Origin of the sequence: Azospirillum halopraeferens DSM 3675 (genome assembly GCF_000429625.1) — a bacterium.
Taxonomy (GTDB): domain Bacteria; phylum Pseudomonadota; class Alphaproteobacteria; order Azospirillales; family Azospirillaceae; genus Azospirillum; species Azospirillum halopraeferens.
In genome coordinates this window covers 1-25,188 of the sequence record NZ_AUCF01000034.1, presented here as the reverse complement: position 1 = coordinate 25,188, position 25,188 = coordinate 1, and the positions used below count along the sequence as shown (strand labels likewise).

At 68.2% G+C, this 25,188-nt stretch carries 21 protein-coding genes and 4 pseudogenes; 12 read left to right on the top strand and 13 right to left on the bottom strand.

The genetic code is table 11. From position 1 onward, the window contains the following. Positions 1-94 precede the first annotated feature (94 nt). Positions 95-1,090, top strand: a complete 996-nt coding sequence (locus G472_RS0122000; RefSeq protein ID WP_029010101.1) for an AAA family ATPase — start codon at positions 95-97, stop codon at positions 1,088-1,090. After that, a complete protein-coding gene (locus tag G472_RS34905) occupies positions 1,080-1,946 on the top strand; it encodes a ParB/RepB/Spo0J family partition protein (protein WP_051341139.1) in 867 nt (288 codons plus the stop codon). Before G472_RS0122000 ends, G472_RS34905 begins: the two co-directional genes overlap by 11 nt. A gap of 325 nt (positions 1,947-2,271) precedes the next feature. Here the strand turns inward: G472_RS34905 and G472_RS0121990 are convergent, their stop codons facing one another. The 4 genes from G472_RS0121990 to G472_RS34900 form a co-directional block, all read right to left on the bottom strand. Next, the gene (locus G472_RS0121990; RefSeq protein WP_029010100.1) at positions 2,272-2,472 is read right to left on the bottom strand and encodes a hypothetical protein; all 201 of its coding nucleotides are present in this window, start codon (positions 2,470-2,472) and stop codon (positions 2,272-2,274) included. A 270-nt stretch (positions 2,473-2,742) separates the two neighbouring features. Beyond that, on the bottom strand, positions 2,743-3,045 hold the full coding sequence (locus G472_RS0121985) for a hypothetical protein (RefSeq protein ID WP_029010099.1): 303 nt from the start codon (positions 3,043-3,045) through the stop codon (positions 2,743-2,745). Between the two features lie 147 nt (positions 3,046-3,192). Continuing rightward, positions 3,193-3,645, bottom strand: coding sequence for a GNAT family N-acetyltransferase (locus G472_RS38295; RefSeq protein WP_084536837.1), 453 nt, complete (start codon positions 3,643-3,645; stop codon positions 3,193-3,195). Continuing rightward, a complete protein-coding gene (locus G472_RS34900) occupies positions 3,642-4,049 on the bottom strand; it encodes a recombinase family protein (RefSeq protein WP_425387997.1) in 408 nt (135 codons plus the stop codon). Before G472_RS34900 ends, G472_RS38295 begins: the two co-directional genes overlap by 4 nt. A gap of 80 nt (positions 4,050-4,129) precedes the next feature. On the opposite strand from G472_RS34900, the gene G472_RS0121970 reads away from it, so the two are divergent. After that, positions 4,130-5,613 (top strand): IS3 family transposase gene (locus G472_RS0121970; protein ID WP_156927212.1). Its coding sequence is split into 2 segments (ribosomal slippage): positions 4,130-4,553 and positions 4,553-5,613, totalling 1,485 coding nucleotides; the frame shifts between segments, so codons are not numbered across the junction. 188 nt (positions 5,614-5,801) lie between these two features. Beyond that, positions 5,802-6,152, top strand: coding sequence for a hypothetical protein (locus G472_RS0121965; RefSeq protein WP_156927211.1), 351 nt, complete (start codon positions 5,802-5,804; stop codon positions 6,150-6,152). A 36-nt stretch (positions 6,153-6,188) separates the two neighbouring features. Here the strand turns inward: G472_RS0121965 and G472_RS0121960 are convergent, their stop codons facing one another. From G472_RS0121960 to G472_RS0121950, 4 genes and pseudogenes are all read right to left on the bottom strand, one after another. Beyond that, a complete protein-coding gene (locus tag G472_RS0121960; RefSeq protein ID WP_051341138.1) occupies positions 6,189-6,575 on the bottom strand; it encodes a helix-turn-helix domain-containing protein in 387 nt (128 codons plus the stop codon). Next, complete coding sequence (locus G472_RS40345; protein WP_035693411.1) at positions 6,568-6,825, bottom strand: BrnT family toxin; 258 nt, start codon at positions 6,823-6,825, stop codon at positions 6,568-6,570. The genes G472_RS0121960 and G472_RS40345 overlap by 8 nt, the downstream gene beginning before the upstream one ends. A gap of 117 nt (positions 6,826-6,942) precedes the next feature. Beyond that, positions 6,943-7,176: pseudogene (locus tag G472_RS40340) on the bottom strand (ISKra4-like element ISAzba1 family transposase); the annotation flags it as partial. An 81-nt stretch (positions 7,177-7,257) separates the two neighbouring features. Continuing rightward, the gene (locus G472_RS0121950) at positions 7,258-8,202 is read right to left on the bottom strand and encodes a recombinase family protein (RefSeq protein ID WP_029010094.1); all 945 of its coding nucleotides are present in this window, start codon (positions 8,200-8,202) and stop codon (positions 7,258-7,260) included. A gap of 732 nt (positions 8,203-8,934) precedes the next feature. Between G472_RS0121950 and G472_RS37490 the strand changes: the two are divergent. After that, positions 8,935-9,616, top strand: a pseudogene (locus G472_RS37490) (transposase). 87 nt (positions 9,617-9,703) lie between these two features. On the opposite strand, the gene G472_RS34880 reads toward G472_RS37490, so the two are convergent. Genes G472_RS34880 through G472_RS34875 form a run of 3 tightly spaced genes read right to left on the bottom strand, consistent with a single transcriptional unit; the run spans position 9,704 to position 14,960 of the window. Continuing rightward, a complete protein-coding gene (locus G472_RS34880; RefSeq protein ID WP_084536835.1) occupies positions 9,704-12,931 on the bottom strand; it encodes an efflux RND transporter permease subunit in 3,228 nt (1,075 codons plus the stop codon). Continuing rightward, positions 12,928-14,127, bottom strand: coding sequence for an efflux RND transporter periplasmic adaptor subunit (locus tag G472_RS0121935; protein ID WP_029010093.1), 1,200 nt, complete (start codon positions 14,125-14,127; stop codon positions 12,928-12,930). The genes G472_RS34880 and G472_RS0121935 overlap by 4 nt, the downstream gene beginning before the upstream one ends. A 14-nt stretch (positions 14,128-14,141) precedes the next feature. Further along, complete coding sequence (locus tag G472_RS34875; protein ID WP_084536834.1) at positions 14,142-14,960, bottom strand: MipA/OmpV family protein; 819 nt, start codon at positions 14,958-14,960, stop codon at positions 14,142-14,144. A 146-nt stretch (positions 14,961-15,106) separates the two neighbouring features. Here G472_RS34875 and G472_RS0121925 point away from each other — a divergent pair, with 146 nt between their 5' ends. The 6 genes and pseudogenes from G472_RS0121925 to G472_RS0121900 all read left to right on the top strand — a co-directional run bounded on the left by G472_RS0121925 (position 15,107) and on the right by G472_RS0121900 (position 23,026). Continuing rightward, a complete protein-coding gene (locus tag G472_RS0121925) occupies positions 15,107-15,766 on the top strand; it encodes a response regulator transcription factor (protein WP_029010092.1) in 660 nt (219 codons plus the stop codon). Position 15,767: 1 nt separating this feature from the next. Beyond that, positions 15,768-17,147 (top strand): ATP-binding protein, encoded by a 1,380-nt coding sequence (locus G472_RS0121920; RefSeq protein ID WP_029010091.1) that lies wholly within the window; start codon positions 15,768-15,770, stop codon positions 17,145-17,147. Between the two features lie 115 nt (positions 17,148-17,262). After that, positions 17,263-18,012 (top strand): annotated as a pseudogene (locus G472_RS34870) (IS5 family transposase); the annotation flags it as partial. 775 nt (positions 18,013-18,787) lie between these two features. Then, entirely contained in the window at positions 18,788-19,837 is a 1,050-nt protein-coding gene (locus tag G472_RS0121910; RefSeq protein ID WP_084536833.1) for a glycosyltransferase family 2 protein, read from the top strand. Between the two features lie 73 nt (positions 19,838-19,910). Continuing rightward, a complete protein-coding gene (locus G472_RS0121905; RefSeq protein WP_156927210.1) occupies positions 19,911-20,918 on the top strand; it encodes an FkbM family methyltransferase in 1,008 nt (335 codons plus the stop codon). Between the two features lie 107 nt (positions 20,919-21,025). Continuing rightward, positions 21,026-23,026, top strand: a complete 2,001-nt coding sequence (locus G472_RS0121900; protein ID WP_156927209.1) for a glycosyltransferase family protein — start codon at positions 21,026-21,028, stop codon at positions 23,024-23,026. Positions 23,027-23,052: 26 nt separating this feature from the next. Here G472_RS0121900 and G472_RS34865 read toward each other — a convergent pair whose 3' ends face one another. Both G472_RS34865 and G472_RS0121890 read right to left on the bottom strand, forming a co-directional pair. After that, entirely contained in the window at positions 23,053-23,742 is a 690-nt protein-coding gene (locus G472_RS34865) for a TylF/MycF/NovP-related O-methyltransferase (RefSeq protein WP_051341134.1), read from the bottom strand. Between the two features lie 340 nt (positions 23,743-24,082). Then, positions 24,083-24,403: a transposase domain-containing protein gene (locus G472_RS0121890; protein WP_281173363.1), complete on the bottom strand. Its 321-nt coding sequence runs from the start codon at positions 24,401-24,403 to the stop codon at positions 24,083-24,085. Positions 24,404-24,691: 288 nt separating this feature from the next. Between G472_RS0121890 and G472_RS37485 the strand changes: the two are divergent. Continuing rightward, positions 24,692-25,188: pseudogene (locus G472_RS37485) on the top strand (hypothetical protein); the annotation flags it as partial.

Here is a 25,188-nt window from a genome sequence, read left to right as displayed (position 1 = left end):
CGGCGGACGGTCAACCATGGCTCCGTCAACTCGTTGACCGAAGTTCCGTCAACTCCTACAGTCACCGGTGACGAGGCGGTCCGGGAAGCGGGAGATGCGCGGCGAGACAATGAAGGCGTTCCGGGAACGCCGCGGCCTGAACCAGGCGGCGTTCGCCGGCTGGTTGAACGAGCGGCTGCAGCGACGCTACGACAACCGACGGGTCAGCCGCTGGGAAAGCGGAGCGGAGGCGATCCCCCGACCTGTCGCCGCCCTGCTGCGGCAAGAGGCCAAGGGCATGGAACTGGGCGGCGGCCCGGCGCTGACCGTGGCCGTCGCCAATCAGAAGGGCGGCGTGGGCAAGACGGTGACCGCCGTCAACCTGGCGACGCTGCTGGCGCGCCGCGCCTCGGTGCTGCTGGTCGATCTGGATCCACAGGCCAACGCGACGTTGCACGTCGGTGTCAATGCGATGGAGCTGCAGGAACGTCGGCGTACCCTGACCAACGTCATCCGCGGCGAGGCGGCGCTGACGGACGTGGTGCTGACGCTGGACAGCGGCCTGCAGATCGTCCCATCCAGCATCGGCCTCAGTGAGGTGGAGGCGGAGTTGATGTCGGAGCCCCTGGGCGCCCTGACGATGCGCGAGCTGCTGGCCGAGGCCCGGAAGATCTTCGACTGCATCATCATCGATACGGCCCCCAACCTGGGCATGCTGACGGTGAACGGCATCACCGCGTCGGATACGGTCCTGATCCCCTGCCAGCCGGAGATGCCGGCGATCATCGGCATCGAGTATCTGCTGCGCACCATCAACAAGGTGCAGCGTCGCACCAACGCCACCCTGTCGGTGCTGGGCATCCTGCCCAGCATGTACAGCGCCCGCCTAACCAGCGACCGCGCCATGCTGGACGCCATGCGCGAACGCTACGAGGCGTTTCGCATCTTCGACCCCATTGCGCGATCCACCACCTTTTCGCAAGCCAACGCGGCGGCGCTGCCGACGGTACTGGCTGCCGCCGACTTCCCCGGCCGCGAGGTCTACGAGGTTCTGGCGGACGCGGTGCTCGCCGAACGCGCCAAGCGCCTGGAGGCCGTCCATGCCGCCTAAGATCAAGCCCAACACGGAGTTCCTGAAATCGGTCGGCGACGGTGTCGACCCCATCTTCCGCTCCTTGCGCCATGGCCCGCAGATTATCGAGGCCGACGTGGAGCGGATCGAGGCCAACCCCGACCAGCCCCGCCGCCACTTCGACGAAGCTGAGCTGCGCGCGCTGGCGGACTCCATCGAAAAGCATGGACTGCAGCAGCCTGTCGGCCTCAAGCAGCTTGAACCGGGACGCTGGCAGCTCGTCTACGGCGAGCGCCGCCTGCGCGCCTGTCGGCTGCTGGGGCGGCAGACCATCTTTGGCACGTTGGTCAACGCCGCCGATACCGACGAGATCGCGCTCATCGAGAATCTGCACCGCGCCGACCTGTTGCCCCTGGAGGAGGCCACCGCCTTCCGGGCCCTGATGCAGCGGCACGGCTATTCCCAGGCCGCGCTTGCCGCCGTCGTCGGCCGCGACCGCGCCGACGTCAACCGCACCTTGAAGCTTCTGGACTTGCCCGACGCCATCCGCGAAGCTCTGCCCGCCGTGAAGCCGGCCCCGGCGCGCTACCGCCTGTACAAGCTGGCGGCCGAGAAGGACCCGGCGCGCCAAGCCGCTTTGTGGGAGACGATCCGACGCGAAACCGCACCCTCCCCCGATGAAGGGACGGAGGCCGGCGTCGCGCAGCCGGCACACCCGGCCCGGTTGCCGCGCGGCAGCGGTGCCGCGCTGGACGCCTTGCTGCGCACTGCCCGTGCGGTCACCAAGGATCCGCACGCCCTGCGCGGCCGACCGGTCGCCGCTGCCGAGCGGGAATCGCTGCTGCGCCTGCGCGACGCGATCGACGCCGTGCTGGCGGACGACGCCGACGGGTGAGGAACCGAGGTGTGAGAATTCTCACACCCCCTCCCCCTCCCCCACCCCGACGGCGGGTTTGGGCGATCCGCTCTCCCGCAGGATTCCGTCAGGTCTCGCGCCATGCCCGGAACTGAATCGGAGGAGGACGCGAGGAAGGACTCGGGCGTCGACGTCATGACCGTCGCTGGCGCCATCACCGGTGAGTGTGGCCACCGGACCGATGATCCGGTCGAGCGAGGGATCAGCGGCACTCTCCGGTTTGGCAGGCGGGGAAGATGCTGGTGGCGGAAGTCCCGGCCTGCCCTTCGAAGCCCGGCGCCTGACGGCTTCCCCGTTCAGTCCGTCACCACTCAAACGAAGCGAACGCCTTGACGATCGCGTCGTAGGCCATCCGCAGGGGCAGATCGCGGAGATCTTCGTCCCCTGAGATGATCCAGAGGTTGGCGACCATGGTCGGTGACACGACATCGAGCAAGCGGAGTTGGTCCGAGTACATCGTCGAGTAGGTTGGCAACAGGCTGATGCCGCCTCCGGCAAGCGTCATCTGCCCGACAGACGACGATCACCCGGTCGTCACGGCCGACTCGCCAGCCGCCTCCACCACGTGGTTCCAGCTGCCGAGCGAACGCTCGCTACGGAACCACGCGTAGTCGGCCAGCGTCACAATCCGGTGTTGGGCTATGGCGTCGAACCGGTGCGGGAGCGTGCCGGCCCGGGTGGCATAAGCGTCCGACGCAAACGGGACGAAGCGGATGGAGGCCAGGCGCCGGATGCGATCGCTCGGTGAAGCGAGGGGCAGATCCTCCGGCGCCGATCAGGCGATCCGGATGTCGCAGGGGCCGGGAGCGTGCGGCGCTACCAGTTGGACCGGCGGCAACTCGATGCCCGGACGCCGCGCCGCGCCGCCGAGCGGGCCGTATTCGGGCCCGTAAAGCAACGGCGACAGCAGGTAGGTCGAAACACCCTCCGACGCCAGAATGGTGACTTTGCGCCGGAGGCGCTTTCCGACGTCGAGGATCCCGGCTTCGAACTCCCTGGCCGTTTCCTCGACCCGATGGGCCAGCGTGAGCAGGGTCTGCCCGCCTCGGTCAGCGTAACGCCCGTCGTACTCCGGCAAAACAGGCGGGCCCCGGCCATCGCCTCGAGCGCGGAAATCCGCCGGCTGATGGGGGTGACGCCATAAAACGGACGAGAATATACGCTAAGCGGACAAATCAAGAACGTTGATGGCTCGCGTTAGCACAGCTGGACTGAGATATGAGTGCTACCAGCTATGCCGCGGATGGAAGATGTGCGTGTGGCCCTTGGATGGATCCGGCATGAAACCAAGCGCCTCCCAGAATGCTGAGGCATTGGCGGCGCCTGCGTTGACCATCACTGGGCATCTCAAGGGTTCGGATCTTTCAAGTAGAGAGAGAGCCAGTTTGCGCCCGATACCGAGACGCCGAAACGGCGCTCGAACATAGAAGCGCCGCATGCGCAATGCGCCTGTGACGGCAGGGTCGATCGTTATTCCTCCAATCCCAACCAGCTCGCTTCCAACGTAGGCGGCAAGTAGTGCCTCTTCTTCGCGGGCGAAGCGCACCCTGTTCGACTTCCACTCGGTCACGAGCCGCTCCAGAAACTGGTAGCCCTCGCAAGCGGCCTCGGTTCGCAGGACGTCGATACCCAGGGGCAAATCATCAAGAACAGGGGCAAGGTGAATTGCTGAATTCATCCATTGACCTCGTCTACATATCGGTGCCGTTTGACAATTTCTGCCACCGTGTTTTTGCTCAGCCCCAATTCCCGGCCGATCAGGCGATAGCTGCGCCCTTGTGCCACAAGAGCCAGCACCTTGGGCGCCAGCCGGTCCGACTTCGGCCGTTGCCCAGGCTGCCGGCCGAGCGTCTTGCCGCGGGCCTTGGCCGCGGCGAGGCCGGATCGCACCCGTTCGCGCAGCAGGTCGCGTTCGAACTCGGCGATGCCGGCCAGCACGGTGGCCATCATGCGGCCGGCGGCGCTCGCCAGGTCGAAGGTCATGCCGCTCAGTGCGATCACCGAAACCCGCCGGCCCTCCAACTCACGCAACATCTCCAGCAGGTCGAGGGTGCTGCGCCCCCACCGCGACAGTTCCGTCACCAGGACGACCCTCCGTGCCAATGAAGGTGAGACACCATCCCCCCTGAAGTTTAAGCTCGAGGGCGTAGGAAACTGATTGCGTGGTCATGCCGAACAAGACGTCCCTGCCAGCCACCGGAGCTGGCGCCGCCCCTGACATCGGTGAGAAGCCGCGGGTTGTTGCTGCGCCTGCGGCAGCCTCCCCGGAACTGTCGCCCCGTGCGAAACGCCGGACCTTCACGGCGGCGGAGAAGCTGCGCATTCTGGCCGAAACGGATCGGGCGGCGGACACCGGCGGGATCGCCGCCATTCTGCGCCGGGAAGGTCTGTACTCGTCCGCCCTGACCGACTGGCGCCGGCAACGCGACGCTGGCGCTTTCGAGGCGCTGAAGCCGCTCAAGCGCGGGCCGAAGGCGGTGCCCGCCAATCCGCTGGAAGCGGAGTTGGCCAAGGCCCGCCAGGACATTGCTCGCCTCCAGCGCCGGCTGGAGCGGGCCGAGGCGGTTATCGATGTCCAGAAAAAATTCTCCGCCCTTCCGGGGATTGCCTTGCCTCCCGTCGACAGCGACGAGACGCCGCAATGAGCGCGGTTACCGCCTTGGCCCCCGGCCGCGGTCTTGTGAGCGCGGCCTGCGCCGCCGTGGGCGTGTCGCGCGCCAGTGTCCATCGGCATCGATCCCGGCCGGCCGGTCGGGAGCCGGCGCCGCGCCCCCGGCCGCCCCGGGCGCTTGCGGCCCGAGAACGCCAGACGGTGCTCGCCCTTCTGCGCGAGCCGCGCTTTGTCGATCTCGCCCCGGCAGAGGTCTACGCCACCCTGCTCGATGAAGGCGTCTATCATTGCTCCATCCGCACCATGTACCACCTGCTGGCCGAACATGATGAGGTCCGGGACCGCCGCGACCAACTCCGCCATCCGGTCTACCGGAAGCCCGAGTTGCTGGCCAAAGCCCCCAACGAGGTCTGGTCCTGGGATATCACCAAGCTGATGGGGCCAGCGAAGTGGTCCTATTATTACCTCTACGTCATTCTCGACATCTTCAGCCGCCGGGTGGTGGGCTGGTGTGTCGCTAATGCCGAGAGCGCCACCCTGTTTAAGGCGCTGTTCGAGGAGACGCTGGCCAAGCACGCCGCCCCGCCCGGCCAGCTGACCCTGCACACCGATCGCGGCGGCCCGATGAAGGCCAAGGCCACCGCTCTCCTGCTCGCCGACCTCGGCGTCACCAAATCACACAGCCGGCCCCACACCTCCAACGACAACCCATTCTCCGAGGCCCACTTCAAGACCCTGAAATATCAGCCGGAATTCCCCAAGCGCTTCGGCTCCATCGAGGATGCCAGGGCCTTCTGCCGAGATTTCTTCACCTGGTACAACCGGGATCACCATCATGCCGGCATCGGCCTGATGACCCCCGATCAGGTGCATTACGGGCAAGCCGACGCCGTCCATGCCGCCCGCCAGGAAACCCTCAACCGCGCCTTCCGTCTCAACCCGGAACGCTTCGTTCGCAAAGCGCCCGAACCGCCCGCCAAGCCCATCGAAGCCTGGATCAATCCGCCGCAAAAACCGGAGAGCATCCAAGCCTAATTCATAACTCGGGCTGTCTCACTATCGTTGACACGTTCCGCGGCCTCGATGCCAGGAGCGTCCTCGGCTTCGCCTACTGGGTGGTCCGGGACGCGTGGCTCCTGCTGTTGGTCCTCGCCATCGTCCTCGCGCTCGCCGGCGTCCTCGCCGTCGCGGCTCGACGGCCCGTGGCGCTCCGAAGACTGGAGATGCCCCTCCTGCTGACGGTGCTGGCCGCCGGTGGGCTGGTCCTCGCCGCGACGCTCGGGTCGGACCGGGCGTCCCGCCAGGTGCCGGCGCTGCTCACCGACGGCTACCACAATTTCCCGCGGATCACTGTGGTGGCGAAGGCGGGCTCCGGCCTGGCCGGCTTCTTATCCGAGCGGGGCCAGCTCGGCGCCAGCACCTGCCTGCGCAAGGTGTTCATGGACCGCCGCAACCTCTACGCCTACCCCGGCTACAAGAGCCTACAGGGCCAGCGCCCCAACGTCCTCATCCTACCCTTGAGCGAGATCGTCGCCATCGAGGTCATCGGCAATCCCGGCCTCTGCGAGCCGTGAGGGGCGTGGTCATCCCCTTTCGCTTCAGGCCGCACCTTACGCAGCATACCGGCCGGTACGTCCCACCACCTCGGCCACCAAGTCCGGTTCCCGCTCGATCACAAACAGTAGGGTGCGCGTGCTCGCTTCTGGTTGGTAGCGTCCTTGCTCCCAATCCCGAACCGTGCCGAGTGGAAAGCCGAAGCGCTCGGCGAACTCTCGCTGAGAGAGTTTAAGTTTGGCCCGGATGCCACGGACCGACACGCCACCAGATGGATGGACAACGCGCACGGCGTCGGCTGGCGCGTCCGACAGGTCGGGCGGCGCATCGGGGTTCTCTGCGATCTGACGGGCTATGTCCGCGTCGGTCATCGCATCGATCGCCTGCCAGTCCATCGCCGCGAGGGCGATCTTCTCCTTTTCGGTCAGAGGACGGTCAACCATAGGTCTTGATCTCCCTTGCGTTGCATTTGCGCATCGAAATGATGTGACGACCGCCGCTACGTGGCGTGTAACAGCACACGAACAACCGGCCGGCGATGTAACCAAAGGCGTTGATACGGATCTCGCCGTAATCACGGCGGACGTCTTCCACCTCTACCGTAAGATTGTCGAACAGGAGGCTAGCGAGTTCGAAGCTCACCTTGTGCTTGGCGATATTCGTGACGTACTTCGTTTCATCCCAGGTAAACATAACCAGCGCCCCAAATGACGCGTTCATAGTACGGGCTGCCCGCATCATTGTCAACAGAATGGTACGGGCTGCCCGCACAAATCTGGTGTCAGTCCGGCCGCCTGCCCCGGTGCAACCCCTGAGCGGGCGCAGGCCCTTACAATGGCCGCACCGGCGACGGCGGCGACCGTGCGCGTCGATCTGGGCCGTCACCAGAACGCGCTGCAGGCCGGCCAGAGTCGCCTTGCTCTCGGCCAGGCTCAGCCCGAGTGTCGCCGCCTGACCGGCTTCGGTGCGCTCACCCTCGGAGATCACGTGCCGCGTCACCGCACCGCCCTCGCCCGTCATCTCCACCCTGACCCGCCACTTCATCGCGCCCCCGACCGCTGCCATCCGAACGCGCCCTACCATCCTCCCCCAGGTTTGCGACGGTCTCCGCCATATCTGGCCGGCCTATGATTCCTCGCCGCCACCGTCCGGTTCCAGCAATCCCTGCTCGCGGGCGCGGTCGAGCAACGCCTTGACGCTCGACGGCGCCCAGGTCCGGGCTCCCGTCGCCGTGAGAACGCCCTGGCGTTCGAGCTGCCGGCCGATGCGGGCCAACGTCGGCTTCTCGCCGTCCGCCGCGTTGTGGATGGTCGCCACCAGTTCCACCAGGCGCTTGTCCTGCGCGACCGCCTTCTTCGAGCGGCGCGGCGCCGCCTTGAGCAGATCGGGTTCGGCCAGACCGTCGGCGACCAGGCGCTTCACGGCGCGGATCAGCGCGTCGCGTGTCCAGGGTGTCGCGCTGTCGCCGGGACGCTTCTTCATCGCGGTGTTGAGCACGTCAACCACCCGATCCCAGGGATGGTCGGGCCGCAGGCGGCGCACGATCGGAAGGAACTCGCCGGCCCCACCGGCCACCCGCTCGCTCAGGCGGTCGTCGCGCGCACGAGCGACCCGGCGGCGGGCGAGCGGGTCCCTCGCGATGAGCCCCGGGTTGCCGGGTTTCTTGCCGATGGCCTTGGCTGCCCGCACGCCGGCCTTGGTGCGCTCGCGGATGAGGGAGCGCTCGAACTCCGCCACCGCGCCGAGGATCTGCAGGGTGAACTTGCCCTGCGGGCTGCCGGTGTCGATGGGATCGCCCAGAGACTTGAACGCCACCCCCTTGCGCTCCAGCGTGTCGATCACATCCAACAAGTGGGAGAGCGATCGGGCCAGGCGGTCGATGCGCACCACCACCAGGGTATCACCCTTCCTCACCCGGCCGAGCACCGCCTTGAGCTGCGGGCGGTCGCGATCGGCGCCCGAGGCGTTCTCGCGGAAGATCTCGGTGCAGCCGAAGCGCTTCAGGTCGAGGATCTGAGCCTCGGTCGACTGGTCCTCGGTGGAGACCCGTGCGTAGCCGATGAGCGTCATGTCCTGCCCTGCCCTGCGTAACGGCCGCCGGAATGCGGCCGCACGCACGCCATAGCACCGGCGCCCCCCGAATTTCAATCCTTGCACCGGCTGTCAACCGGGCGGTTGAAACCACGTGGAAAATGGCGTCGGACTCGCTGCCTCCCTGAATCGCCCGGTTCCGGGGTGACCGAAGCTGCCGTAGGGAAGGCCCCGTGGGATCGGACCGGGCTCCGGAGGCATCGGGTGTCCACCCGAATGCCCGATCGCGTTTCGCTCGTTCGGCTTTCGAGATTGGAACCGCCGGTTCCTTCAAGCCCCCGAGAATCCTACCCTCCCGCGGATTGTCCGAGGGAGACGGAGCGGCCCTGCGCCCCGACAGGTTCGTCAGGCTACGCTGCTCCGCTGACATGCGCTCCGGCGGAAAAAGACCGTCCCGGGGGGAGTGATGGCGCCTATGGCAATTGTCATCTTGCGGCGATGCCGGTCCTTCCTCGACTCCGTCCATCGACGGAGGAGGAAAAACATCATGGTTGCGGAAACCAGACATTCAATAATTTCGGAATCGTGGACGATATCCCTCTCTGGGCATTAGGTTTCCGGCTTCGAAATCGTTTTACCGGACTGCCATGTCCGGCTGACGGCGCACCAGGGCAGCTTCGTGGTCCCACGGGCGCTGGTGCCACGTTGTTGCACGGACGGATCTGGTGGGGTCGGTCGGGGCGCCATTCTTCGTCAGCTGGATTTCCCGCGATGCCGCACAAGGCGAACGCCGCTCACAGCCATCACATCCTGCGACCGAAACGCAAAGTGACGAACTGGGCCGAGTACGGCGCCTCCCTGCGCCAGCGGGGCAGCCTCACGGTCTGGTTCACCGAGGACGCAATCGCGCACTGGAAGGCGGCGCCATGGACCACGCCTGGCGGACAGCTCAGCTACTCCGACTTGGCGATCATGACGGGGCTGATGCTGCGCGCCGTGTTCCGTCTGGCGTTGCGCCAGACCGAAGGGCTTCTCGCTTCCGTCCTGCATCTGCCCGGCCTTGACCTGCCGGTGCCCGATCATTCCACTCTTGCCCGCCGCGCCCGGACGGTGACGCTGCCGGAAGCGCCGCGCTCAACCGGCGGGTCCAACCACCTGCTGGTGGACAGCACCGGGCCGACGCCGTGCTCAGCGACACGGCCGCGACCGCGCCCACCCAGCGCGACCGCCACATCCAGGCGATCACGGGACCGGGCGGATGGCTTGGCAGCGCAGCAGCGGCTGCAATGAGATGGCAAAGGTCGAGGGACAGATCGGATGCTGGAAGCAGGTTCTCGGACCGGCCCTGCGCTTCCACTCCGACCGGGCGCAGGCCACCGAGGTCGCCGCCGCCGCCGCCGTGCTCAACCGCATGCTCGACCTCGGGCGCCCGAACTCCGTCCGCGCCGCCTGATCAGCGGTGGGGTCGGCGATCTCCCGACTTCGTCACCTCGCTGCAACACGCCGGCGTCGGCGCAAGGCGGCCGTATCGGGTGGCACGTCATCGATTCCCCATGCCCCGCCCCGGCCGACGAATCACCCTCAGCCTGACGGCGCTCTGACGATCGGGCGGCCGGCCTTCCTCTTCCTTGCGACCGACCCAGCGGCCGAAGATGCGGGCGAGCAGACGCGAAAGATCGTCCATGATCAGGAAGACGGAGGGGACGACGGCGAGGCTCAGGAGCGTCGAGGCGGTGATTCCACCGATGACGGCGATGGCCATCGGCGCACGGAAAGACCCGCCCTCGCCGACGCCGAGCGCGGAGGGCAGCATGCCCGCGGACATAGCGATCGAGGTCATGATGATCGGGCGGGCGCGCGTGCGCCCGGCCTCGATGATGGCGGCCCTGCGGTCGGCACCGCGACGCATCCTTTCGATGCCGACGTCGACCAGCAGGATGGCGTTCTTGCTGACGATGCCCATCAGCATAAGAATGCCGATCAGCACCGGCAACGACAGCGGGTTCTGAGTGAGGATGAGGCCGGCCGCGACACCGCCGATGGCGAGCGGCAGCGAGAACAGGATGGTGAACGGCTGCACCACGTCCCGGAAGAGCAGGATCAGGACCACCAGCACCATCATCAGGCCCAGCAGCATGGCGTCGCCGAAGCTTTGCTGCAATTCCCCCTGCACCTCGACGTCGCCGCTTTCGAACAGCTCGACCGTCGCCGGCAACCCCGCCTCGGCCGCGATCTCCCGGAAGCGGTCGGACGCCGTGTCAAGAGCAACCCCCGCCGGCAGATCGGCGCCGAGCCCGACGACGCGGGCACGGTCGTAGCGCCGGATCGAGCTGGGCCCCTCCGCGAAGCCGATGCCGGCGACGCTCGACAGCGGCACCAGTGCCCCGGACGCCGTGGGGACCTTCAAGTTGCGGATCGCCGCAGGATCGCCGCGGACATTGCGGTCGAGCTGGACCCGGATCGGGATCAGCCGCCCGTCGAGCGCGATCTTCGTCAGCTCTCCGTCGCCGCCGCCGATGGTGGCGACCCGCACGACCTCGGACACCTGCTCGGCGGTGATGCCGAGACGGGCCAGGCGCTCGTCCCGCGGCCGGATCCACAGTTCCGGCCGCGGCAGGGTACCGTCCGCGCCGACGTTGGCGAGCAGCGGATCCTGACGCAGCTTCGCCTCCAGCGTCGCCACCGCCGCGTCCAGGTCCGCGTCGTGCTCGGACAGCAGATTGAAGGACAGCTCGCGCTCCCCTTCCTCGTTCATCTTGAAGACGCGCGCGTCGGGCAGCGCGCGCAGCCGCGCGAGGATCTCCGCCTCGATCCGCCATTGCGGCGTGGTGCGTCCGGCCGCCGGCCGCTTCGGCAGGTGCGGCCCGATCAGCGGGATCCCGCCGATCACGTCGTTGACGAGCGTGGTGACCAGGGAATGGTCGAGCTTGTCGAGAAGCACGGTGACGGCGGCGCGGCGCACCTCGCGGTCGCCGGCCGGCGACGTGCCGCCGAGCACGAAGATGTTCGCAATCCCGTCAACGTCCTTGAGCCGCTCATGGAGCGCCATCGCGGTGCGTTCCGTGTCCTCCAGCATCGCGCCCGGCGGCAGCTCGACCGATAGGCTGATCCGCCCGTTGTCCTCCGGCGGCAGGAAACTGCCGGGAATCTGGGCCAGGAGGTAGACCGAGAGGGCCAGTCCGCCGACGGCGGCGAGCAGCGTGGTGTACCGCCAGCGGGTCGTCGCGCCGATCAGCGCCGTGTAGAATGCCATGATGCCGCTGTCGCCGCGGCCATGACGGCCGTCGCCGGCCCCCGCCGGGCGCGCCAGGTAGGCCGCCAGGACGGGCGTGATCAGCCGGGCGACCAGCAGGGAGAAGAGGACCGCGATCGCGACCGTCAGACCGAACTGGATGAAGTATTGCCCGGCGACGCCTGGCATGAAGGAGACGGGCAGGAACACCGCGACGATCGCCAGGGTGGTGGCGATGACCGCCAGGCCGATCTCGTCGGCGGCGTCCATCGCGGCACGGAAGGGCGACTTGCCCATGCGGGCGTGCCGCTCGATGTTCTCGATCTCCACGATCGCGTCATCGATGAGGATACCCGTGGCCAGGGTCATAGCCAGGAGGCTGACGAGGTTCAACGAGAAGCCGAGGAGGTCTATGACCCAGAAGGTCGGGACGGCCGAGAGCGGCAGGGCGACCGCCGCGAACAGGGTGGACCGCCAGTCGCGCAGGAAGACCATCACGATGACGACCGCCAGCACTGCGCCTTCGACCAGCGTGTGAAGGGCGGCCTCGTAGGTCCCGTAGGTCATGTACACCGAATCGTCGACCAGGGCGATGGCGACATCCGGGTGCCGCATGCGCAGTGCGTCCAGCGTCCGGGCCACCGCCTCGGCGACGGTCACCTCGCTGGCGCCCCTGGCACGGAACACCGCGAACGTGACGACCGGACGGCCGCCGAAGCGGGCGAAGGACTGCGGCTCCCGGTAGGTGTCGGCCACGCGGCCAAGCTCCGACAGGCGGACGAAGCGGCCGTTCGGCAGCCCGATCATCGTGTTGGCCAGCCCGGCCACGTCCCGCGTGTCGCCCAGCAGCCGGATGGCCTGCTCGAGGCCGCCCACCTCGCCCCGGCCGGACCCGATATCCAGGTTCATCCGTCGGAGCTGGTCGTTGACCGCGGCCGCGGTGACGCCGAAGGAATTCAGCCGGTCCGCGTCGAGCTCGATGCGGACCTCGCGATCGGAGCCGCCATGGCGGTCGACCCGGCCGATGCCGCGCTGCCCCTGGAGGGCCCGGATGATCGTGTCGTCGACGAACCAGGAGAGTTCCTCGAGCGTCATGCCGGGGGAGGAGACCGCGAAGGTCTGGATCGCCTGGCCCTCGACGTCGACCGTCGACACGATCGGGGCGTCGATCGTGGCCGGAAGGTCCCCGCGGATGCGGTCGACCGCGTCCTTGACGTCCTGCACCGCCCGGGAGGTTGAGACCTCCAGGCGGAAGATGACGGACGTCGTGGACCGCCCGTCCGTGATCGTGGACTGCACGTGGTGGACGCCTGCGATGCCGGCGACCTCGTCCTCGATGGGTTCGGTGACCTGGGTTTCGAGTTCGGCGGGCGTAGCACCGTTCTGGGTGACCTCGATCGAGACGATCGGCACATCGATGTTGGGAAGCTGCGTGATCGGCAGGGTGCCGAAGGATTGCCAGCCCAGCATGAGGAGCACGACGAACGCCAGGATCGGCGGGACGGGATTGCGGATGGCCCAGGCGGAGACGTTCATGGCCCGGGGTCCGTTCCACGGGTTGCCGGGGGCGCCGGTTCGACCGCACGGATGCGGTCGCCGTCGCGCACGAAGACGCCCGCTTTCGCCACCGCCCGGTCACCCGCCGCGAGACCGGACAGGATCTCGACGAAGGGGCCGTCCTCTATGCCGACCGACACCGGCACCAGATGGACGACGCCGTCGTCCACCTTGCGGACGGCCGCCCCACCGTCGACCGACGTGATCGACGCGCGGGGCAGAATGACCGCCCGCTTCTCCTCGGCAATGAGGGTTGCGCTGGCGTACATGCCGGGCCGGGCGGCCGCCGTGTCGGCGAGGGCGATGTGGACGGTGCCGAGACGCGTCTGCGGGTCGACCGTCGGAGCGATCCGGCGGATCATCCCCGCAACGGCCGTGCCCCCTCCGGCCAGCTCGACCGTCGCCGGCATTCCGACCGCGAGCTTGCCGAGATCGGTCTCGGGAACCTCGGCCGCCATTTCGACCGCGCCATCGCGGATGATGGCATAGAGCGGTTGGCCGCCGCTGGCGATCGCCCCGACCTTGGCGTTCCGGACGGAGATTACGCCGCTGACCGGGGCCTTCACGGCGGTGCGTGCAAGACGCAGGTCGACGTCGTCGACGCGGGCACGCGCCACCCTGATGTCCGCGGTGGCGATGCCCAGGGCCTGCTCGGCCGAGCGCAGACGGGCCCGCGCCGCGGTGGCAAGGGCCGACAACCGGTCGGCCTCCGCCACCGAGACCGTCTGATTGCCCGACAGCCGTGCAGCCCGTTCCGCGACGCGGGTCGCCTCGTCGGCGTTCGCCCCGGCCTCGGCGAGTTGCGCTTGCGCCTGCGCCTGCGCGGCCTCCGCCTTCGCCAGGGAGGCCTCGGACTCGCTCTTCTCCAGACGAAGGGCGTCGTCGTTGAGAACGGCCAGCGTGCTGCCGCCTTCCACCCGGTCGCCACGATCGGCGGTCACCGCGCGGATGGACAGCCCGTCGACCAGCGGGGAGACGTAGACTTCCTCGACCGCCTCGATGGAACCGGTGGCAAGGACACGATCTCTGATCCGCCCCTCCACGGCCTCGACGACGACGATGGAGGGGGGTGTGTGCGTCGGTCCTGACTGTGCCGAGTCCCGGTCCGGGACACAGGCCGCCGCCATGAGCCCCATCGCCACACCGGCGCCGAGGACAGGAAGTTTGCGAATCATCTCACGAGGGCCCTTTACCAGCGATAGCTGACGCCGACCTGCGCCATGAACTGGTCCGCGCTGCCCTCGCGATCGACCAGCGGGCTGTCGGCGGCGTCGCCGAGCAGGCGGCCGTAACCCACCCCACCTATGGCCTGGATCGAATCGGTGAGTTTGTATGCGAGGGCGACGGCGACACCCGCGTCCTTGACTCCGGCTGCGGCGTCGTAGCGGGTGTAGCGACGGGCGGAGCGGGCGGCCTGGGCCGCGGTGACGCCGAACGTGTTGCCCATGTACTCGTCGTCGGCCCAGGTGACATACGACGTCACGCCGAGGCGCCCCCGCCCGCCGAACAGGTCGATGGCGTATTCCGCCTCCAAGGTGGCCGTGAGTCCCTTGCGGTCGCCGGTGATGTCGCGGGCGACCACGAGGCCGAGGTCCACCGGGCCGACGGCGTAGCCGAGCCGGACGACCCCCACCGCGCCGACGTCGAGGTCGCCGAGTCCCTTCAGGGCGTCGTTGTCGTCCTCCTTGCGTCCGAACTCGTAGCGGACGCCGAGGTCGAACCGCAGGCCGTCGGTCACGAAAGGGGTCGCGTAGAGCCCCGGTCCCCCGATGGTGGTGAGGCGCACGCGGTCCCGCCAGGACACCTCGACGATCGGCAGCGGCAGCACCTCGAACTCGTCGGACCCTTCGTAGTCCGGAATGTAGAGGGCGCCGGCCCCGACGGTGAAGGACCAGTCGCCGGGGGCACCGTCCTGCGCCGCCGCATTGGCGGCCGTCGTGTGAATCACCGCGGTCACGCAGAAGGCGGTCGCCAGGGCCATGCCGCGGCCGATGGATGCACGTCTCATGTGGATTATGCCCTATGTTGGGTCAGCGTCGGCGCGGACCTTGCCAGCGGTGCCTGAACCGGACCTGAACGCGGCGACGGGCGGCGACTCAGTTTCGCTTCAGGTTCCGGTGGGATCTTGTCGCCCGAACCAACCGGGAGTGAGGCATGCGCATCCTGCTCGTTGAGGACGACCCGCTGATCGGCGACGCCATCCGCGCGCGCCTGACCCGGGCCGGCATGACCGTCGACTGGCTCACGGACGGCAGCGGGCTCGACGCGGCCACCGGGATGGACGCCTTCGACCTGATGATCCTCGACCTCGGCCTGCCGGATCGCGACGGCCTGGACATCCTGCGGGAGCAGCGGGCGGGCGGCCATGGTCTGCCGATCCTCATCCTGAGCGCGCGCTACGAATTGGACAGCCGGGTGCGCGGCCTCGACCTCGGCGCCGACGACTACCTGGTCAAGCCGTTCGCCATGGAGGAGTTGATGGCCCGATGCCGCGCTCTTGCCCGCCGCCGCGGCGAACGCCGTGCGGAGATCCTGCGTTACCGCGATCTGCGGATTGACCCGGCGAGCCACGCCGTGCTGCGCGGCGACGAGAGCATCGTGCTCACGCCGAAGGTGTTCGCGCTGTTGCTGCTGTTCGTCGAGAACCAGGGCCGGGTGCTCACCCGCCACGCGCTGGAGGACCACCTCTACGGCTGGGGCGGCGAGGCTGAGAGCAACACGCTGGAGGTCTTCGTCTCGCAGATCCGCCGCAAGCTCGGTCCCGAGCTGATCCAGACGATCCGCGGGGTCGGCTACATGCTTCAGAGGGAGTGAGATGACATCGATCCGCGCGCGCCTGCAGCGCCGGCTGGCCTGGATGACCGCGTGCGTCTGGGTGCCGGCCTCCATCCTGATCGTCGGCGCCGTCGCGCTGGAATACAAGGAGTCCTTCCACGGCCGCACCGCTCACGCCGCACAGCTCATGCTGGCCTTCGCGGCAACCCAGCCAGCCGCGTCGGGCGTGATGCCGGTATTCGAGCAGCGGCACAGCTTCGATTTCGACGCCGACGACTACCTCGTCGTGATCAGCCGGAACGGCCAGCTCCTCTATGCGTCGGAGGCGCTGCCGGTGGATCGCCTGCTGGCCCTGCCCCTGGACGGCAGTGCCGCTATCGGCGGCGAGCTGTGGCTCCTCCACGGATCCGAGGACGAGAGCACCGGCACACGCGTCGTGATCGGCGTCGACGCGTGGGAACCGGTGCTCTCTTCGCTCCAGGTGGCGGGCCTGGTGGCCGTCTATGTCCTCACCGCAACGGCGCTGGTGGGCTTCGCCCTGATGGTCAGCATCCGCTCCAGCCTGACACCGCTCGGTGCCTTCGCGGGACAGGTCCGCGAGCGTGGTGAGGAGAATCTCGCCCCGCTGGACGAGACGGAGGCGCCGAGCGAGCTGCAGGGCGTCGCCCACGCGCTGAACGGGCTGATGGACCGTCTGCGGCTGGTGCTGGACCGCGAGCGCGACTTCGTCTCGGACGCGGCCCACGAGCTGCGCACACCGCTGACCGCCATCCGTGCCCAGGTGGAGGCCCTCGACGGCGACCTCCCCGACCACCTCCGGTCGCGGTTCGCCAACATCCTGGTTGCCACGGACAGAGCCGGGCGGTTGATCGCGCAACTCCTCGACGTCACCCGGTCGCAGTCGCTCGATCTGTCCCGGGACCGGGGATGCCGGATCGACCTGGTGGAACTCGTTCAGTCCGTCGTCGCCGAGCTGGTGCCGGCGGCCAATGTGCGTAACGTGGAAATCTCCCTGGACTCGCCCCGCTCCGCCGCCGTGACGGCCCACCCGGATCTGCTGACGATCGTGCTGCGCAACCTCGTCGACAACGCGGTCAAGTACGCCGACTCCCCGGGCCAGGTCGGCATCACGGTCGCCGCCGTCTACCCCGCCGCCATCGAGCTCATCGTGGAGGACGACGGGCCCGGCCTGTCAGCGGAGGCGTTCGAGCGTGCCTTCGAGCGGTTCCAGCGGCTCGGACGGTCCGGCGGCTCCGGGGTCGGCCTCGGGCTCTCGATCGTCGCCGAGCTGTGCCGCCGCATGGAGGTTCCGGTGGACCGGCTGGAGCCGGGCACGCTGGGCGGGCTGCGCATCCGCCTGCGACTGCCCGGTGCACGGCCGCCGGAGCTGCCGGACCACCGAACTTCGTACTATGGCTGACCGGGTGGAGGGCCGGGGGATCACCTCCGTTCGACGTTGGTGCAAAAAGGGCCGGGCCGGTGGCGGTCGGGAGGTCGATCGGGTATAGAGGCGGCCCGCTTGCGCCGAAACCCCGATGCCGTACAAGGCCAACGCCCGCCGCCGCCACAAGATCCCGAAGGCCCGGTACCGTGTCGAGAACTGGGCGGCCTACGACGCGGCGCTGCGCCGGCTCTCGGCGAAGCCAAGCTTCGCCTGACGCCGTCAGCGCAAGCGAAGCTTGCGCGAGAGGCGCGGCGACCTGACGATCCGGGTGACGCCCGAGGCGATCTCGGCGTGGACTCCACCGCCGATCGGACGACGGGGCCGGCCGGTCCGCTACTCCGACATCGCCATCGAGGCCGGGCTGATGCTGCGCCTGGCGTTAGGACGGCCGTGGCGGCAGACCGAAGGCATGCTGGGCTCGCTCATGCGCCAGCTTGGCCTTGAGATGCCGGTCCCCGATCACACGACGTTTTCCCGGCGCAGCGCCGACCTGGAGGTGGCGTCGGCCCCGGCGGCGGCGGACGGTCCGGTCACCGTGGTCATCGACTCCACCGGTCTGAAGGTGTTCGGCAGGGGCGAGTGGCACCTGGAGAAGCACGGCGGCACAGCGCGCCGGACCTGGCGCAGGCCGCACCTGGCCGTCGATCCCGGCACCGGCGAGATCCTCGCCTCGGAGTTGACAACCAACGAGGAAGGCGATGCCCCCCTGGTCGGCCCATTGCTCGACCGGATCACCCGCCCGATCGGCGCGGTCCTTGCTGACGGCGCGTACGATGGCGAGCCCGTCTATCGTGCCGTTGGCGAGCGTGCACCGGATGCCGAGGTGATTGTGCATCGGCGTTGAACTTCAGGCCAGCGCCTGAACTCGCCAAGACATTGACTACGCAGTGAAATTAAGGCATCCAGTGGCCCTCGGTCGGCGCCGGCTGTGGGCCACCAGAACCAGGATATTTCCTCGTAACTCCAAGCGCTTGGGCGGCGTGATCGCGTGGCCTCCGGTTCGGTGCCGATGCACACACACGACCACACAGCACGTCGGTGGCTGAGGCATTGTCCCCGGCCAGCAGCAAGAAGGCCGTCGCTGGCACGGCAACACGGAAGCGGAGAGAACTGCGCGGCAAACCCATTTCAGTCGTGGTCGTGGTTCTGGATTTCGGTCACGAGGGAGCCGTGATCGGAGAGCGCATGGTACGCTGGCGGCATGTTTAAGTCATCCTGTGGGCTGCCGCCGCCGATCGCGCAGTAGCCGGTGACCGTCGCGCCGGCCCCCTGCAGGTGCCCTGATAGTACTCCGTGCACGCCAGCGAGCTCGCTTGATTGTGGGTCGGTGCCCAGGTCTGGACCACCGTTCCGAGCAAGCTAATTTGTAGAAGTATGGACTTGACCTGACAGCCTGACCTGCCGGGGCGGGTGTCCGGCAGGTCAGGCTGTCAGGTCAAGTCCATACTTTTACACGTCACCACTGGGTTGGCGGTATCCGCCCTGACCGCACCGGTCCGGCCCGTGCCGAGTCAGCCAACTCGCCGCGATCTCGCCCCTGTGCTATGATGGCCGCCAAGGGAGGCGCTGTGAAGCGATAGCGCGGCATTGCCTTGCGAATAGAATTGCCTGAACCGATGATTTCGATAGTCGTTGCAACATACGATCGCCCTGCCTCGCTCAAGCAGTGCCTCGACCATGTGGAAGGGCAGTCGGCGCTTGCCCTGGTGGGAGAAATCATCGTCGTCGACGACGCATCCCCTACAGGGGATGCGCGGACCGTTGTGGAAGGGCACACCCTGCATCCGCGTATCCGGTTCCTGCGCCGAACCGTCAACGGCGGCCCCGGTCCGGCTCGCAACGACGCAATAGACGTTGCCCGTCATCCCACCACCCTGTTTCTCGACGACGATATCCTGATGGCCCCCGACACCCTGGCGACGCTTGCCGAAGCGGGGCTGCCGACCGGGCGGGATGATCCGTCCCTCATCGGACGCGTCGGATGGCACACGTCCGTCGCCGTCACGCCGTTCATGCAGTGGTTGACCAACGGCGGTCCGCTTTTTCCCTACGCCCGCATCACCGATCCCGACGACTGCCACTGGTCCCACTACATCACCTCGCTGGCCGCCAGCAGCACGGAACTCATCCGGGCGGAGCGGTTCACCGACCGCCTGCGCTGTCGCTACGAGGATCTGGAACTCGGCTACCGGCTGCAGCGGCGCCACGGCAACCGTCTACGCTATGTCGCCGGCGCCACCGCGGGCGATCTGCACGGCCGCGGACTGGTCGAATGGCTGAGGGCACTGCGCCGGATGGAGGCCGATCTCGTGCTTCTTTCGGCGCTGACCGGCGAGGAGATGGCCGAAGCGTTCGGCATCGTGCGTGCCAAAACCCTGACATCGTTCGCGACCCGCCCCCTGCTCCTGGCTCACGATCTGATCGGCACGCTGGAGCCGGGACGAACGATGCCGCCCCGCGTCGACAGCCATTACGGGGATCTATGGGAATGGCAGGCGCTCTGCCAATCCTACCGGGTCATCCAGAACTTTTTCCGCATTCTGTCGATCCGGGATGCGCTCGGGCTGGCGCCGCTGGACGCCGTGGATGCGGTGACCGACAGCACGCGATTTTCCGAACAGCTCCTCGACAGTCTGCAGGTGCAATCCCCGGCCATGGCGTCATGATCATGCCGGAATCGCCCGACGGCCGTCTTGCGCCGGAGAACCATCAGGGCATTTCAGGACGAAGGGACGAACCGTGAGCGACACTCGGATGGTGGAAGAGGCATTGGCACGATTGGCCGCCGGCGATCCCGGTCCGGCGGAGGTTCTGTACGAGGCCGAACGGACCGCGCTGCCGCCGGTGCGGGCTGATGCGCTCTTTGATCTGGGGCGTCTCGCCCTGGCGCTGGAACGGCCGACCGAGGCGCTGGATTTCCTCGACCGCGCGCTGGATCTCGCCCCCGACCTGGCCCCGGCGCACGTCGAACGCGGGCGTGCCCTGCGCCGTCTCGGCCACGAGCGGGAAGCCATCCGGGCGATGTGCCGTGGCGTCGCCATCGACCCCGACGCCCACGCCGCGCTCAATCGCCTGCGCTGGATGCTGGACGATGGCCGGCTGCGGACCCCCGGTGCCCTGTCCCGGCTGGCGCAGCGCGGCCTGCCGGTGGCCTCCGTCCTGGATGTCGGCGCCTCGGACGGCCAGTGGTCCCTGGCCGCGCAGACGGTCTGGCCGGACGCCCGCTACCATCTGATCGAAGCGTTCGAGCACTGGCGCGGCAAGCTGGAAAAGGTCTGCAACGCCCGGCCCGGCTTCAGCCACGTGATCGCCGCGGCCGGCGAGCGGGACGGCGACGTCTGGTTCCACAATGATCCCGACGCCCCTTACGGCGGGGCCGCGTCCCATCGCCCGCTCGACGGGGGCTGGAAGGTCCCCCAGGTCGCCCTGGCGGCGGAAGCCGAGCGAGCCGGGCTGGCCCCGCCCTATCTCATCAAGCTCGACACCCATGGCTTCGAGGTGCCGATCCTCGCGGGGGCGGAAGCGCTGTTCCCGCAGACCAGCCTCGTGGTGATCGAGGTCTACGTCTTTCACGTCCATCCCGAAGCCCTGCTGTTCCACGAGATCTGTGCCCGGATGGCCGAGCGGGGCTTTCGCCCCATCGATCTGTCGGAACCGCTGTGGCGTCCCCGCGACAACGCCCTGTGGCAGTTCGACCTGTTCTTCGTGCGGGCGGACCGGCCGGAATTCGCGTGCAATGCCTACTGATCGGCACCGGCCGTCGAACCTCAACCGGGGAAGGACCGATGCGCCTCGCCCTGCATAACCCCTTCCCGCCGAACGCGCCTTGGGCAGAGCGCGAACTGGCCCTGCGCATGGCCATCGCACTTGACGGCATGGGTTGGGAGCATCGCATCGTCAACACAGTGGATGAACTGGAAGCCTTCGCTCCGGACGCCGCCCTGTGCCTGCACCCGCAGGCGGTGCCGAAGATGACGGCCGTGAGCAGCCTGGGGTGCCACTGGAACCCGCCGGCCATCTTCTGGAACGCCGGGGACGCCGTGCCGAACGAACTGTCGCACGACGGCTTCCTGACCGCCGGGGACGCCATCGAACGCCGGTTGCGCGACATCCTCTGGGACAGCGGACGGGCGGTGCCGACGGCCCCCATGTACCCCAGTTCGCAGGGATGGTCCCTCGCGCCGACGCTCGGCCGCGACAGCCGGTTCTTCTACGTCGGCTCCAACTGGGACGGGCGGCGCTTTCCCGCCCTTCTGGAAACCCTGGCCCGCCGCGGGATGCTGGCCCTCCACGGGCAGGCGGACCGCTGGAAGCATCTGGCGGACGCCTTCATGGGCACGCTGCCCTTCGACGGACGGTCGGTCATCGAGCGCGCCAACGCCTGCGGCATGGGGCTGTGTCTGCATCTGCCGGCCCATTTCGACGCGGGCATCCCGAACATGCGCATCTTCGAGCTGTGCGCCGCCGGAGCCCTGACCGTTGCCGACCGGCACCCCTTCATCATGGAGCAGTTCGGCGACACCGTCCTGTATGTGGACAGGACCCGGGGTGAAGAAGCCGTAGCCGAACAGATCCTCGCCCACGGCGACTGGGCGCGCGCCCATCCCGCCGCCGGGCGCGACATGGCGCGGGCCGCGCAGGAGATCTTCCTGCGGCGCTTCAGCCTGGAGCGGCTGTTCTCGGCGCTGCCGGACCTGCTTGCCGGCATCCGGCGCGCCTCGGGGCATCGGCCCGATCGGCCGGCGCCGCTTCCGGTCTCCGCCGTCGTGCCGATCGGCGAGAGCGGGCTTGCAGAGGCGGGCGAACGGCTCGCCGGGCTGATGGGCCAGACGGAACCCCCGGACGAGATCATCGTCGCCGGCCATGGCGCCCGGACCCTGGTGGAGCGGCCGGATTGCCCGGTGGGAACGAGCCTGCGCGCCGTGGACCTGCCGGCCGGACACACCGAGGGGAGCGCCCTGTGGGCGGGAGCACGCGCCGCCACCCGGGATTGGGTGACCTGGCTGCCCGAAGGCGCACGCCCGTTCCCCGAGCATCTGGGAATCCTGTACGCCACCGCCGTCCTGCGGCCGGACGCCGGTTTCGCCCGTGTCCAGGTTCTTGAGCCCGCCCCGGTGTCCGATCACGGAGAAGACGGCCCGTTCCACAAGCCGGAACGGCCGTGGCGGCTGGCAGAACCCGACCCGGCTCCGCATCCGGCCGGATTGCTGGTGCGGCGCAACCGGCTGGAACCGTTGCTGCGCGACGACCCCGTCCTGGGGGCCGGCGGAGCGTGGCTGCTGGCGCAACGGCTGGACGGGAGCGGCGCCGAAAGCGGCCGGACAACCGTTCGCGCCCGCCCCGAAACGGCCCTGCCCCCGGCCGAGCGCAAGCGGCTGGAGCATTTCAACCGGCTGCGGCCCGGACCGGCTCCGGCGCACGCCGCCCTGCCGGAGCCCGCACGCCTGCCGTGGACGGGCCCATCCGACCTCAACCCGGAAATCGCCGAGGCTCTGCCGAGGCTGCTGGAACCGGCGGACTTCGCCCGCCTGCCGCGCGGCCGGCGCGTTTACATCTACGGCGCGTCGCGTGGCGGCGAGCTGTTGCGGCTGGAACTGGCCAAGTGGAAGCATCTGTCCGTGGCCGGATTCCTCGATGGCTATCGCCGCGGCGACGCGTGGGGGCTGCCGGTGTGCCGGCCCGAAGACCTCCCGGCGTCCGATCTCGCAGGCAGCGTCATCGTCATCGCCAACCAGTACGTCGCCGCCTGCGTCGAGCGGCTGAACGCCCTGCCGGCCGGCGTGGCCGATCTCACCCTCTGCAACGCCTATCCCTACATCCACCGCCATTGCCTGGCCGAGGGCGAAACGGCATGACGGTGGCGGCGATCAGCTTCGAACGCTCACCGCGCGGTTTTCACACCGATCCGGCCGGTGTAATCGATGCGGTTCAGCAAAATGGGCGGGCGGGCGCTGAAGTACTCATCCACCGCCTGGCGTGATCCGCGCCAGTGCCCGTAATCGTCAATGATCAGCACGCCGCCGGGCGCCAGGCGCGGGTACAGCTGCTCCAGCTCGTGCCGGGTGGACTCGTACCAATCCGTGTCAAGCCGAAGCAGGGCGACATCGTGGGGAGCAGCCGCCGGTATGGTGTCCTCCACCCGGCCCGGCACGAAGCGGAAGCGAGCTTCCGGATAACCGGTGGCGAACACATTGCGCTTCACCTGATTCAGGTCCGCCACGCACCAGACGGATGCGGGATCCTGCGGGTCCTGTGTCGCCAGCAAATGGGCTGCCGGTTCATTCAGGATCGACACGTCTCGGTCCGACGGGGCCGGCATCCCTTCGAAGGTGTCGAACAGGTGGATTACCCGGTCCGTGACACCCCTTTGCAACAAGGCCATGGCTATGACCATGACCGAACCGCCCCGCCACACACCGCATTCCACGAAGTCGCCGGGAATACCGGCATCGACAACGTAATGGACCGCCTTGTACAGCGCGTACATGCGCGTCGATGAACTCATCGTCGCCTCGCGCGCGGCATGGAACACCGGCAGGAACGCCTCATCATAGTCCGGTGGCAGGTCCACGGCTCCGACTCCAGGGGCTGAATGCAAAGACCACAATCCTACGCGCCGGGGCGCCGACGCTCCCCAGGATTACCTCATACGGTCGTCACAATGGCAAGCCGGCCGTCGATCCGACGGCGTCTGCGTCCCGCGCCGGGAACGGACACCGGACCCGGCGGTACGGTGAAGCGGCCGAAGGATGATGCCGGGTTCGAAATCCCCTGCCTGCCGGGACGGGCGCGGCGCCGATCCGCCCAAGTCCGGTTTGATTTGAGCGTATGCGTCATCGGCGCCCCACGTTGCGGAGCGCTGGGTGTCGCGGGAGGATGGTGGCCGAGGCGTGTGGTGTCCTCGGAAGGGATCAGGCGGCCCTGGCGGTGCGCTCGGCCTTCCAGGTCCAGGGCAGCAGGCGGTCGAGTTGGTTGGCCTTCACCGCGCCCGAGGCCATGCGCTCGAGCACGTCGGTGAGCCGGGCGACGGGGTCGACGTCGTTCAGCCGGCAGTCTGGAAGAGGGAGGTGAAGATGACCCGGGACCCGGGACCTGGCTCCCGCATCCGACCCGGCGAACAGGCTGTTGCGGCGAACGGTGGCCACGACCATGTGCCGGCGCTCGATGCTGTTGTTGTCGATCTCCACGCGCCCGTCCTCGAGGAACACGCCCAGGCCGTCCCAGAGGTTCAGCAGGCGGCAGGATCAGGCGGTGGCGGGTGCTACATAAGTCCGGAAAACTCTTCTTTCGTTCTCTCTCTATCGCTCTCTCGTGGCGGGCTGAAGGGCCTGGGTTAGGATTGATCCCCGCAGCGCGGCCGTCGCACGAAAGATGACCAAGGCTAGGACGATGCAAGCTGGGCAGAGCGTACCGACGACGGACGCACAAGGAGCCGAGGGCACCCAGCCAGACGATCGGTCTCGTTCGAGCGGTGGCGGCAGCGCATCCGCGAGACGACCTTCGGCCACTACCACCTGTACATGGGGCTGGCCATCGAAGCCCAGGGAGAGCAGAAGGCCGCCGAAGCTGGCGCCGTCCCTGAGATCGGCGAGAAGCCGCGGGATGTTGCCGCGCCTGCGGCAGCCTCCCCGGAACTGTCAGCCCGTCCGAAACGCTGCACCTTCACGGCGGCGGCGGAGCTGTGCATCCTGGCCGAAACGGATCGGGCGGCGCACACCGGGGGGATCGCCGCCATTTTGCGCCGGGAAGGTTTGTACTCGTCAGCCCTGACCGACTGGCGCCGGCAACGCGACGCTGGCGCTTTCGAGGCGCTGAAGCCGCTCAAGCGCGGGCCGAAGGCGGTGCCCGCCAATCCGCTGGAAGCGGAGTTGGCCAAGGCCCGCCAGGACATTGCTCGCCTCCAGCGCCGGCTGGAGCGGGCCGAGGCGGTTATCGATGTCCAGAAAAAATTCTCCGCCCTTCCGGGGATTGCCTTGCCTCCCGTCGACAGCGACGAGACGCCGCAATGAGCGCGGTT

Excerpts from the sequence above, each read along its gene's own strand:
- G472_RS0122000 (WP_029010101.1), top strand. The coding sequence starts at position 95 with ATGCGCGGCGAGACAATGAAGGCGTTCCGGGAACGCCGCGGCCTGAAC.
- G472_RS34905 (WP_051341139.1), top strand. The coding sequence starts at position 1,080 with ATGCCGCCTAAGATCAAGCCCAACACGGAGTTCCTGAAATCGGTCGGC.
- G472_RS0121990 (WP_029010100.1), bottom strand. The coding sequence starts at position 2,472 with ATGACGCTTGCCGGAGGCGGCATCAGCCTGTTGCCAACCTACTCGACG.
- G472_RS38295 (WP_084536837.1), bottom strand. The coding sequence starts at position 3,645 with ATGAATTCAGCAATTCACCTTGCCCCTGTTCTTGATGATTTGCCCCTG.
- G472_RS0121965 (WP_156927211.1), top strand. The coding sequence starts at position 5,802 with ATGCCCCTCCTGCTGACGGTGCTGGCCGCCGGTGGGCTGGTCCTCGCC.
- G472_RS0121960 (WP_051341138.1), bottom strand. The coding sequence starts at position 6,575 with ATGGTTGACCGTCCTCTGACCGAAAAGGAGAAGATCGCCCTCGCGGCG.
- G472_RS40345 (WP_035693411.1), bottom strand. The coding sequence starts at position 6,825 with ATGTTTACCTGGGATGAAACGAAGTACGTCACGAATATCGCCAAGCAC.
- G472_RS0121950 (WP_029010094.1), bottom strand. The coding sequence starts at position 8,202 with ATGACGCTCATCGGCTACGCACGGGTCTCCACCGAGGACCAGTCGACC.
- G472_RS34880 (WP_084536835.1), bottom strand. The coding sequence starts at position 12,931 with ATGAACGTCTCCGCCTGGGCCATCCGCAATCCCGTCCCGCCGATCCTG.
- G472_RS0121935 (WP_029010093.1), bottom strand. The coding sequence starts at position 14,127 with ATGATTCGCAAACTTCCTGTCCTCGGCGCCGGTGTGGCGATGGGGCTC.
- G472_RS34875 (WP_084536834.1), bottom strand. The coding sequence starts at position 14,960 with ATGAGACGTGCATCCATCGGCCGCGGCATGGCCCTGGCGACCGCCTTC.
- G472_RS0121925 (WP_029010092.1), top strand. The coding sequence starts at position 15,107 with ATGCGCATCCTGCTCGTTGAGGACGACCCGCTGATCGGCGACGCCATC.
- G472_RS0121920 (WP_029010091.1), top strand. The coding sequence starts at position 15,768 with ATGACATCGATCCGCGCGCGCCTGCAGCGCCGGCTGGCCTGGATGACC.
- G472_RS0121910 (WP_084536833.1), top strand. The coding sequence starts at position 18,788 with ATGATTTCGATAGTCGTTGCAACATACGATCGCCCTGCCTCGCTCAAG.
- G472_RS0121900 (WP_156927209.1), top strand. The coding sequence starts at position 21,026 with ATGGCCATCGCACTTGACGGCATGGGTTGGGAGCATCGCATCGTCAAC.